Source organism: Halorubrum sp. SD612, from assembly GCF_002135005.1.
In genome coordinates, this window is record NZ_NEWI01000104.1 from 1 (window position 1) to 10159 (window position 10159).

At 70.6% G+C, this 10159-nt stretch carries 11 protein-coding genes and 1 pseudogene; 3 read left to right on the top strand and 9 right to left on the bottom strand.

The window, feature by feature from the left end; all coding sequences use genetic code 11:
- The 3 genes and pseudogenes from B9G38_RS11750 to B9G38_RS11760 form a co-directional block, all read left to right on the top strand.
- Positions 1-389: pseudogene (locus B9G38_RS11750) on the top strand (diphthine synthase); the annotation flags it as partial.
- Between the two features lie 102 nt (positions 390-491).
- Positions 492-878, top strand: coding sequence for a cyclic nucleotide-binding/CBS domain-containing protein (locus tag B9G38_RS11755; protein WP_086220488.1), 387 nt, complete (start codon positions 492-494; stop codon positions 876-878).
- A 114-nt stretch (positions 879-992) separates the two neighbouring features.
- On the top strand, positions 993-1367 hold the full coding sequence (locus tag B9G38_RS11760; RefSeq protein ID WP_086220489.1) for a CBS domain-containing protein: 375 nt from the start codon (positions 993-995) through the stop codon (positions 1365-1367).
- Between the two features lie 41 nt (positions 1368-1408).
- Here the strand turns inward: B9G38_RS11760 and B9G38_RS11765 are convergent, their stop codons facing one another.
- From B9G38_RS11765 to B9G38_RS11805, 9 genes are all read right to left on the bottom strand, one after another.
- Positions 1409-2656 (bottom strand): MgtC/SapB family protein, encoded by a 1248-nt coding sequence (locus B9G38_RS11765; protein WP_086220490.1) that lies wholly within the window; start codon positions 2654-2656, stop codon positions 1409-1411.
- A gap of 181 nt (positions 2657-2837) precedes the next feature.
- Positions 2838-3800, bottom strand: coding sequence for an archaeosortase A (artA, locus tag B9G38_RS11770; protein ID WP_086220491.1), 963 nt, complete (start codon positions 3798-3800; stop codon positions 2838-2840).
- Between the two features lie 179 nt (positions 3801-3979).
- Complete coding sequence (locus tag B9G38_RS11775; RefSeq protein ID WP_017342688.1) at positions 3980-4432, bottom strand: transcription elongation factor Spt5; 453 nt, start codon at positions 4430-4432, stop codon at positions 3980-3982.
- Positions 4432-4608 (bottom strand): protein translocase SEC61 complex subunit gamma, encoded by a 177-nt coding sequence (locus B9G38_RS11780; RefSeq protein ID WP_017342689.1) that lies wholly within the window; start codon positions 4606-4608, stop codon positions 4432-4434. The genes B9G38_RS11775 and B9G38_RS11780 overlap by 1 nt, the downstream gene beginning before the upstream one ends.
- Before the next feature lie 81 nt (positions 4609-4689).
- Positions 4690-5847: a cell division protein FtsZ gene (gene ftsZ / locus B9G38_RS11785; protein ID WP_086220492.1), complete on the bottom strand. Its 1158-nt coding sequence runs from the start codon at positions 5845-5847 to the stop codon at positions 4690-4692.
- A gap of 145 nt (positions 5848-5992) precedes the next feature.
- Positions 5993-7459, bottom strand: a complete 1467-nt coding sequence (locus B9G38_RS11790) for a D-aminoacyl-tRNA deacylase (protein WP_086220493.1) — start codon at positions 7457-7459, stop codon at positions 5993-5995.
- Positions 7460-7547: 88 nt separating this feature from the next.
- Positions 7548-8498, bottom strand: coding sequence for a calcium/sodium antiporter (locus B9G38_RS11795; protein WP_086220494.1), 951 nt, complete (start codon positions 8496-8498; stop codon positions 7548-7550).
- A gap of 110 nt (positions 8499-8608) precedes the next feature.
- Positions 8609-8803: a hypothetical protein gene (locus B9G38_RS11800; protein ID WP_049931121.1), complete on the bottom strand. Its 195-nt coding sequence runs from the start codon at positions 8801-8803 to the stop codon at positions 8609-8611.
- Positions 8804-8853: 50 nt separating this feature from the next.
- A complete protein-coding gene (locus tag B9G38_RS11805; protein WP_086220495.1) occupies positions 8854-9762 on the bottom strand; it encodes a PhzF family phenazine biosynthesis protein in 909 nt (302 codons plus the stop codon).
- Positions 9763-10159 lie beyond the last annotated feature (397 nt).

The window sequence follows — 10159 nt, forward strand, 5'->3', positions numbered from 1 at the left end:
TCCCGTACGCGCACGGCGGCGACGACGTGCCCGCGAGCGTGGTCGAGACGATCGAGGCGAACCGGGAGCGCGGCCTCCACACCGTCGTTTACCTCGACATCAAGGTCGGGACGGGCCCGAGCGGCCCAGATCCCGACCACGAGGAGTACATGACCGCGGACGTCGCCGCGGGCCTGCTCGCGGACAACTGGGGCGACGAGCTCGCGGTCGTCGTCGCGCGCGCCGGCTCCCCCGACGCGGTCGTCGCCGCCGACCGACTGAGCGCGCTCGCGGACCGCGAGTTCGGCGACCCGCTCCACCTGCTCGTGATCCCGGGCGACCTCCATCACGTCGAGGCGGACGCGCTCGTCGGCCTCGCCGGCGCTCCGGAACCGCTCGTCGAGGAGTGAGGCGACGCTCGTCCGCCGCGGTCTCACGCACTGCGCAGGGAGCGCCCGACGGGGTGGGACGGACCGGATGATTGATTATCGTGGTTGACGTTACCACGACTCATGAATGACGTGCCCGTCGACCGGCTCATGTCGACCGACCTCACGACGATCGAACGCGGGGCCGCCGCCGACGAGGCGGCCAGGAAGATGCGCGAGACCGGGGTCAGCTCGATTCTCGTCGTCGAGCCCGACGGGGCGCTGGCCGGGCTGATCACCGCGACGGACTTCGTCGCGCTCGTCCGCGACAACGACCCGAAGGACCGGACGCCGGTGGAGGCGTTCATGACGACCGACGTCGTCACGGTGGGGCGCGAGGACACGGTCACCGAACTGGCCGAGCCGACCGCGCACGGCTACACGCACCTCCCGGTGACCGATAGCGACGACAGGCCGGTCGGAATGGTGTCGACGACGGACCTCACGGCGCACCTCTCGCGGGCGAAGTGACGGGCCTGCCGGGCTTCCGGTCCGATCGCGTCCCGCCGGTCCGGAGCCGCGACGCGCCCGCCCCGGGTTGTGCGTTCCGGAAGAGTAATGAGACGCGGTAGCACACTTCGGGGTATGGATCTCGACGACAGAACCCGCGTCGCGGACGTGATGTCGACGCCGCTGGAAACGCTCGGAGCGGACGCGCCCCTCCGGGACGCCGCCCGACGGATGCGCGACGACGACATCAGCGCGCTCGTCGTGACGACGGGCGGCGGCTGTATCGTCACGCAGAGCGACGTCGTCGGCGCCGTCGCCGACGGGCTCGACCCGGAGACGACGGCGGTCCGCGACGTGATGACCGAGGACGTCGAGACGGTGACCCCCGACCTCATGATGCAGGAGGTCGCCGCGATGATGACGATGTACGGCGTGAAACACCTCCCGGTCGTCGACGACGACTACGTGGGGATGGTGTCGTCGACGGACGTCGCCGAACACCTGTCCTGAGGGCGAGCGTCACCGAGCCCCCCGTTCTCCGTCGGACGCCGCTACAACAGCAGCAGCGGTATCCCAGCGATCACGCCCACGGCGATGAGCAGGAGGTTCCAGAGGAACACCGGCCGCACCAGCTCTCGCGCGATGCTCGCCGCGAAGGCGGTCTTGATCAGGATGCTGGCGGCGGTGCCGGCGATCACGCCCGCGACCGCGGTGTCGACGCCGATCTGTCCGGTGCCGAGGAGCGAGACGGCCGTGGTGGTCGAGGTCCCCGAGGACACCAGCCCGGCGAGGAAGGAGGTGGCGACGAACCCGCCAGCGCCGAACGTCCGCTCGGCGATCGCCGAGGCGAGCAGCACGACGAGGAAGAGCCCGCCGAACGTCAGCGCGTTCCGCAGGCTGAACGGCGAGGTGAGCTCCGCTTCCATCGTCGTCCGCCAGTCGCTGCGCCACACCGCGACGCCGATCCCCGCGAGGGTGATCGCGCCGAGCGGCGCCCCGACGACGAGCGCGGCCTCGGGGACGAAGGCGGCCACGACCGCGGCGTTCCGGAACGCCATCGCCGCGTTCGCGAGGAGGATCGACCCCACCGCGATCTCGCCGAGGTCCGCCCGCCCCCTCGCGCGTTTCGCCATCTCCGCGACGACCGCGGTCGAGTTGACGAGCCCGCCGAAGAAGCCGGTCACCGCGTAGCCGCGCCCCTGGTACCGCTTGACGAGGACGTAGTTGACGAAGCCGATGGCGCTGACCGCCACCACGAGCGACCAGACGAGCCGCGGCTGGACCGCGTTCCACGGGTCGACCGTCTCCGCCGGGAGGAGGGGGAAGACGACGAACGCGAGGATCGTGAACTCGACCGCGCTGCGCACCTCCTGCCGGGAGAGCCCCCACGCGAACGCGTGGAGCTCCCGCTTCAGCACGAGCAGTAGCGACGAGAGCACGGCCACCGTCACCGACTCGATGAACAGCCCCGCGGCGACGAGGACCCCCACGCCGTAGGCGACGAACATCGACGCCGACGTGGTCAGAGAGAGCCCGTCGACCTCGGGCTCGACGAAGCTCCGGACGGCAAGCAGCACCGCGCTGGCGACGACCAGCACGCCGCCGCCGACGAGCAGCCCGGGCTCGTCGACGAGCGAGAACACCGCGGCCGCGAGGCTGACGAGCGCGAACGTCCGGATCCCGGCCGACTTCTGTGACCACTCCCGCTCCAGCCCGAGGAACATCCCGAGCGCGGTCGCCAGCACCAGCTTGGCGACGTTCGTCTCCAGGTAGACGAACGGGTCGACGCCGCCGATCACCGCCGACCACCTCGGCGAGCGGAGCCGCGACGACCGGCGCTCGACGTTCGGCTTCGCGTCCTCGCGGTCATTGTCTCTCGTACCTCTCCTCCACGTCTATAGCTTACTATATAGTGATATGTAGCCTGGAACGCGTCCGGGGACGCGGCCGCCGCGACGGGGCCGTCGACCGGTCGGAGACCTACCGGTTCGTCGGCTCGCGGGGGAGGTCGAGCGCCTCCGTCAGGTCGTGTTCCTCGCCGGTGACGAGGTAGAGGACGTCCTCCAAGATGACCGCGAGTTCGGGCAGCTCCCGCACCGCGAGGAAGGTGATGGCGATGAGCGCCACGACCGCCAGCAGCTGGCTCATGATCCGGTCGGAGATGAGGAAGGAGACCCGGTAGGGATCGGTCGCGCCGAACATCGTCATCACCAGGTCCGGGTACCAGTGCATGTACTGGTTGCCCGACACCACCGAGATGAACGTCGTCCGGAGGAGGTTCAGGACGTAGATGAGCGGGACCGACACCGCGAGCGCACGGAGCTTCCGCGAGAGCGGCGCTCGGACGGCGGCGACGAGGCCGCCGAAGATGGCCATGCTGCCGAGCCCCGTGCACGCCAGCACGATGTGGATGATGACGGTGTGACCGTCTTCCAAGCTCCACGAGTACGCTGCGTCGTACCCCTCCCTGCTCGTCACCGCCTCCGGCGCGTACCCGAGGAGGTCGATGAGCGTTCCCGTCTGCGTCGCGACGACCTCGATGAGGATCCGGCGGGGCTCCGGGACCGCGACCCCGGCGACGGTGAACGCCGGAATCGTCTCGAACGGGAGGTAGATGAACAGCATGAATGCGATGGCCCGAGTGAGGGTGAAAAGCGACGCCCGACCGTCGTAGAGGAGATACCCCGCGTACACGCTGGCGGGGAAGCCGACGAGCGCGAGGATCGACTCCACGTAGCTCTGGTGTTCGAACGCGAAGTACGGCACCGTCGACAGCCAGAAGAGCCCGAACAGCGCCCACGTCGCGGCCGCGAGCGTACGACCCGCGGCCAGCCCGCGGCTGTCGAGCGCCCACGAGGTCGCGAAGAGGATCGCGACGATCCACGCGAACGTGAACGTGTCGGGGATCACGCTCAACACCGCCGGCGCGCCGTGGCCGAACATATCCGTTCCGTCGGTCGTCGTCGAATAAAGCCCTTGTCGTTGCGTGCGATACCGGCGTCAGCGCGCCGGCCTATCACGCCGCGAATCAGCTGCTCGCCGCGCCGCTCGCTCGATCCGGGGCGCTACCGCTCCTCGCAGTCGGCTCGCGGCGCGTCGCGCCGCTCGCTCAACATGAGGACCTATCGCTCCTCGCTGTCGAGGACGCGGATCTGGTCGCCGCGGACCGTCACCGGGATCGGGACGGTCGCCTCGTACAGCTCGACCGTCACCTGGTCTTTCCCCTCGTCGATCCGCTGGACGCGCGCCTTCTCGCCCTTGAACGGGCCGGCGATCAGCTCGACGATGTCGCCCTCGCCGATCCCCTCCACGTCCGGGGTCGGCGAGAGGAAGTGCTCGACCTCGGAGAAGGGGCTCTCGGCGGGCCCGTCGCCGCCCTGAATGACGCCGCGGGCGTGCGGAATCTCGTCGAGGATCCGACCGAACGCGGTCCCGTCGGTGGCCTCGACCATCACGTAGCTCGTGAGCTGGTCGGGGGCGATGACGGCCTGAATCTCCGGCGCCTCCTTCTCGGCGAGCATGTCGGCGACGGTGCGCTCCTGGCTCGCCGTCGTCTTGACCGAGTAGATCGGCATTACGCGCCGACCCCCGGGAGCAGGCTCATGATCGCGAAGATCAGGAAGCCGATGAACCCGATGAGTAAGATCCCGGCGCCGGCGATCTTCGACACCTGGAGGAACTCGTCGGTGCTCGGCGTGCTCGCCAGCTTCAGCACCCGAATGTAACTGTTGAGATCGTACGGAACGTCCATGTTACCAGCGGATTCGAGACGAGACGGTTTTTACCTTTTGATGCGGCTCGGTGCGGGGAGTTACTCCGCGTATCCGGTGGACTACTCCACGTAGTCGATGTCCTCGACGTCGCTCGGCGCGCCGCCCTCCGGCGGTTCGCCGTTGCTCCCGTAGATCTGCGGCGACTCGACGCCGGTGACGACGATCATGGTTCGCATCTCGCCTTCGAGCTCGTCGTCGACGGAGGTCCCCCAGATGATCCGGGCGTCGGGGTCGATCCGGTCGTATATCTCCTCGACGACGCCCTCCGCCTCCTCGATGGACATGTCGGTGCCGCCGGTGACGTTCACCAGCGCGGAGTTCGCGCCCGAGATGTCGACGTCGAGCAGCGGCGAGCGCAGCGCGGACTTCACCGAGTCTTGCGCCTTCGAGTCGGAGTCCGACTCGCCGAGGCCGATCATCGCGACGCCGCCCTTCTCCATGACCGTGCGAACGTCGGCGAAGTCGAGGTTGACGAGCCCGGGCATCGTGATGAGCTCCGTGATCCCCTTCACCGAGCGCATCAGCACCTCGTCGGACACCTTGAACGCCTGCCGGACGGGGAGCTTCCCGACCGCGTCGAGCAGGCGGTCGTTGGGGACGACGATGACCGTATCGCTCACGTCGCGGAGGCGTTCGAGGCCGGCCTCGGCGTTCGTGCGTCGGACCTCGCCCTCGGCCGTGAACGGGGTCGTGACGATGGCGATGGTGAGCGCGCCAGACTCGCGGGCCGCCTTCGCGACCACCGGCGCCGAGCCGGTCCCGGTGCCGCCGCCGAGCCCGGCGGTGACGAACACCATGTCGGAGCCGTCGATGGCGTCTTGGATCTCCTCTTGGGACTCGATGGCGGCCTCCTCGCCCACCTGCGGGAGGGAGCCCGCGCCGCGCCCCTGCGTCTTCTGTTGGCCCATGAGGATCTTCGTGTCGGCCTCGATGTTGACGAGGTGCTGGACGTCTGTGTTGGCGGCGACCAGCTTCGCGCCGTGGATCCCCTCCTCAGTCATGCGGTTGACCGTGTTGCCGCCGGCGCCCCCGCAGCCGACGACCGTGATGTTCGTCTGGAGGTCTTGGAGGACGTCCTGCAGCTCGTCGTCGGTCATCGTCCCGGTCTGTGGCGGCGCGCCGGCGCTCCCTCCGGCGGCGCTCTCGCCGGCTCCCCCGGCGTCCTCTGCGGGGGCCTCTTCGGCTTCGTCGATGGCGTCCTCAACGATGGAGTCCATTATGTGGTGTCGTTGCGACCCGGACGTATTTATTTTTGCCCGATCGTCTGACGCAGGTCGGACGCCGAAATCTCCGGCGTTCGCGGCCGACCCGAGCGAGTACGGCTGACGCGGTCGATCCGCCGGCCGCACGGGCTTTTATAAATTATTTGAGGGCGTCGCCGTCGATCGGGAACCGCGCCGTCCGCGCTCGCGACACGTCGTCTGGTTCGACGGTCGCGCCGTCGACCTCGACCGCCTCCCCGTCGGCGAGCCGGCCGAACGCCGGCCCCTCCGGTACGCCTCGTTCGGCCGCCAGCGACGGGTCGAACGCGGTCTCGCGGGCGACCACCGCGTTCCGGTCGGCCGCCACCTCGACCGCGTCGTACCCCGCCTCCAGCACCGCCGCCAGGGCCTCGACGAGGTCGGCGTACCCCGGCGTCTCCGGAGTCGTCGCGAACGCGACCCGCCCCGCCGCGCGGGTGCCGCCTTGTTCCGTGTCGAACGCGACGGCGACGCGCTCGACCGCCTCCCGCGTCGCGGCGGCGTCGAGCCCCTGCGCCCGCGAGCATAGGTCCGCCGGAAGGTCGCGGACCCGGACCGCTGCCCCGTCGCCGCCGGTGCCGTCCGCCCGGTCGCCACCGGCGTCTTCCGCCTCGGTCCCCGCCGTTTCGGGGACTTCGTCGGCGACCGCGCCGAACCGCAACCCCTCGTCGACCGGTCCGATCGCCGCCTCCAGCCGCTCGACGAGCGGGATCGGAGCATCGCCGACCTCGCGGACCCACGTCTCGCTCACGACCCGGTGACCGAGGTCCTCGACCACCGCGGCGAGGTCGGGGCGGTCACCGTCGATCACGGCCCGGTCGGCGCGGCTCCGCTCGAAGGCGGCGTCGATCACGTCGCAGTTCGCCTCGGGCGCGCCGAGGTCGGCGAGCGCCCAGTCGGCGCCGACGTGCCCAACCGCCCACTCGGTCTCGCGGACGATACGGGTGAACCGCGGCGCGTAGTGGCCGCCGCCGAAGCCGACGACGTGACGGGGGCGCGGCGCGGTCGCGGCGTCGGCGACGCCCTCGCCGACTACGTCCGCGCCGGTCCCGCGCAGGTCGAGGACTGCCCGCGCGACCGCCGCGGCCGCCTCGGGGTCCTCCCACTGCGGCTCGTCGGAGCCGAGTTCGACGAACAGCGACGGCACGGAGACGCCCGTCGGCCCGTGGTGGGTACACTCGATGCCGACCTCGTACCCTTCCGGGGCATGTCGCGCGAGCGCCTCGACGGCGCGCTTCTCCGCGCCCGGCGCGGCCCGTGCCAGCGACTCGGGGTCGCCCCCGTACTTCGCCTCGCCGAAGTTCCCGGTGACGTGCGCGGTCAGGAGTTCGCCCGTCTCCCCCGAGTGTCTGGAGACGAACGCGAGGAACTCGGGGTCGCAGTCGAACGCGGCGGCCGGGTCCGACAGGCGGATGTGGAGGTCGTCGAACTCGCGGAGCTCGAACCCCGCCGCCCGGTAGTACGTTGCGCCCCCGTCGGCGTCGGGGCGCGACTCGTCCTCGCGCGCCTCCCAGTCGCCGACCTCGAGCAGCCGCTCGCCGATGTGCGCCGAGGCGCTGTCGGCCCGGCTGACGACGATCGCTATCACGACGCCGACTCGGTCGCCCGCGACGGAATAGCCGTCGGTTCTGCTCCGACTCCGCGGGGGCGCGTCGACCGGGGTCCGGCCGTCCGCGCTACGGGAGCAACAGATAGACGAAGGCCCCGTATCCGACGGTGAGGACCGCGCCGTCGACGCGGGTGATCCGCTCGCTGTACGCCATGATGCCGACGATGACGGCCGTGAACGCGAGCAGCGCGGGGAACTCGAAGCCGCGAACGCCCGGGGCGACGCCGATGGGCGTCACGACGGCCACGATGCCGATGACGGCGAGGATGTTGTAGATGTTCGAGCCGACGACGTTGCCGACGCTGAACTCCGCCTCGCCGCGCACCGCGGCCACGACGCTGGCCGCCAGCTCCGGCAGCGACGTGCCGAGCGCCAGCACGGTGAGTCCGATGAAGATGTCCGAGAAGCCGGCGGCCGCCAGCAGCGACTCGCTGCCGTCGATCAGCCACCGCGAGCCGAGGACGAGCGCCGCGATCCCGGCGACGACCATCGCGATGTCGCGGGCCCTCGCGTCCGGCATCTCGTCCCGCTCGCTGTCGGTGATCGCCGACTGGTTCTCCCGGACGCGTCGCAGCACCGCGGCGGTGAACGCCACGAGCGTCCCGAGCAGCACGACGCCGTCGAGGAACCCGATCCGCCCGTCCCAACCGAGGCCGACCAACAGCAGCGCGGCCAGCACCATAAACGGGACGTCACGGCGAAACACCGTGTCGGAGACGTTGAGCGGGCGGATCAGCGCCGACACCCCCAACACGAGCCCGATGTTCGCGATGTTCGAGCCCACGATCGCGCCGAGTCCGATGTCCGTCGACACCGTGACGGCGCCGAGCAGGGAGACGAAAAGCTCCGGGGCCGTCGTCGCGAACGCCACGACGGTGACGCCGACCGTCGACGCCTTCAGCCCCACGGCGAGCGCGAGGTCCCTCGCCCCCGCGACGAGCAGTTCGGCGCCGGCGTACAGGAGGGCGACGCCGACGGCGATCAACAGCAGTTCGACGAGTGGCGACCCGGGCAGCACGGCTCCCGGTTCGCAACGGCGTTTCAAAAGGGTCGTGATCCGCGACCGCCCGAGGTGGCGGCCGTTACCGTTTCGCTACGAGGCGGGTCTCGGCCGCCCCTTCGATCGGTTCAGGCGTGTCCCGCCCGGAACTCGCCGTGTTTCACGCCGATCGCGAAGGCGAGCCCGCCGAAGACGAGCATCGACGGGACGACCATCATCAGGGTCGTCTGGAGGGGCATCATCTCCGCGCCGATGAGGCCGCCGGCGCCGACCGCGACGATCAGTACGAGGATCGCTGCCGCGCGTGGAAGGTCGAATTCCATGGTTTCGGTACGTCGCGAGCGATGCTAAACGTTCGGTCTCCGCGACGGGATCACGCCTCGATGATCTCGTCGTCCTCGCCGCCGGGGATCCGGATCTCACCGTCGAGCGCGACCGTCGCCCGGCCGCCGACGCGGACGCCGTCCGCCTCTACTCGCACGCGCACGCGGCCCGGTCGGTCGAGGAAGTGGCCCTGCTCGAAGCGGAGCTCGTCCGGCTCGTCCCCGTCGAAGGCGTCGACGTGACGGAGGTATCCGCCGACCGCTCCGCTCGCGGTGCCCGTGACCGGGTCTTCGGAGATCCCCAGTGAGGGCACGAACGCCCGACCGTGGGCCGTCGAGTCGGCGTCGAGCGCGTCGAAGGAGAACGCGTACACGCCGGCGACGTCGAACTCCTCGGAGAGGCGCTCGACGGCCGCGTCGTCCGGGTCGGCCTCGCCGAGCCGCTCCAAGAAGTTCACTGGGACGACAAGGAACGGGAGGCCCGTGGACGCGACCGCGGCGGGGAGGTCCGCGCCGACGTCGCGGAGCGCGGCGGGGTCGACGCCGAGCGCGGCCGCGACCCGGTCGAGATCGACGTCGACGACCTCGACGCTCGGCGCCTGCTGTCGCATCCACACGGTGCCGTCGTCGTCGACCGCGACGCTGAGGTCGCCGACGTTCGTGCGGAGCGTGCGCTCGCCGCCGTCGATCGCTCCCTCGGCGAACAGGGCGCCGTAGATCGCGATCGTGGCGTGCCCGCAGAGGTCGACCTCCGTGGTCGGCGAGAAGTACCGGAGCCGGTCGTCGGCCGCGCCGTCGGCCCCGGTCAGGAAGGCCGTCTCCGAGGCGCCGAGCTCGGCGGCGACGGCGGCCAGCTGTTCGTCGCTCAGCCCCTCTGCGTCGGGGACGACGCCGGCGGCGTTCCCGGCCAGCGGCTCCGCGGCGAACGCGTCGACGAGCAGCGCGCGTCGGGTCTCCATGTCGAACCCCTCCGAGGTCGCGAACAAAAAGCCTCCCGAGGCGCTCCGAGGCGGACGGGGCCCTTCCCGAGCGGAGCGGCGACGCCAGTGCGCGGTCGTCGCGGGTCCAGGGTCGTCGCGGGTCCGGGGCCGTCGCGGACGCCCCGGTCGTTACCGACATGACGAACTCGACCCAACAAGCGCTTCGACTTCGAGGCCCGCCGGACCGCACTCCCCGGAGCGTCCGATGTCAATCCTTTTGCCCTCGACCGCAGATGAGTGTGTATGGGCCTCTTCGACCGGCTGCGAGGGAGCGACACGCCGCGCGTGGCGTTCATCGGGATCGACGGCCTCTCGTACCGGCTCGTCGCCGACAACCCGGAGACGTTCCCGACGCTGTCGGCGATCGCGGACGACG

Excerpts from the sequence above, each read along its gene's own strand:
- B9G38_RS11775 (WP_017342688.1), bottom strand. The coding sequence starts at position 4,432 with ATGCCGATCTACTCGGTCAAGACGACGGCGAGCCAGGAGCGCACCGTC.
- B9G38_RS11805 (WP_086220495.1), bottom strand. The coding sequence starts at position 9,762 with ATGGAGACCCGACGCGCGCTGCTCGTCGACGCGTTCGCCGCGGAGCCG.
- artA (WP_086220491.1), bottom strand. The coding sequence starts at position 3,800 with ATGTTCGGCCACGGCGCGCCGGCGGTGTTGAGCGTGATCCCCGACACG.
- B9G38_RS11755 (WP_086220488.1), top strand. The coding sequence starts at position 492 with ATGAATGACGTGCCCGTCGACCGGCTCATGTCGACCGACCTCACGACG.
- B9G38_RS11800 (WP_049931121.1), bottom strand. The coding sequence starts at position 8,803 with ATGGAATTCGACCTTCCACGCGCGGCAGCGATCCTCGTACTGATCGTC.
- ftsZ (WP_086220492.1), bottom strand. The coding sequence starts at position 5,847 with ATGGACTCCATCGTTGAGGACGCCATCGACGAAGCCGAAGAGGCCCCC.
- B9G38_RS11780 (WP_017342689.1), bottom strand. The coding sequence starts at position 4,608 with ATGGACGTTCCGTACGATCTCAACAGTTACATTCGGGTGCTGAAGCTG.
- B9G38_RS11760 (WP_086220489.1), top strand. The coding sequence starts at position 993 with ATGGATCTCGACGACAGAACCCGCGTCGCGGACGTGATGTCGACGCCG.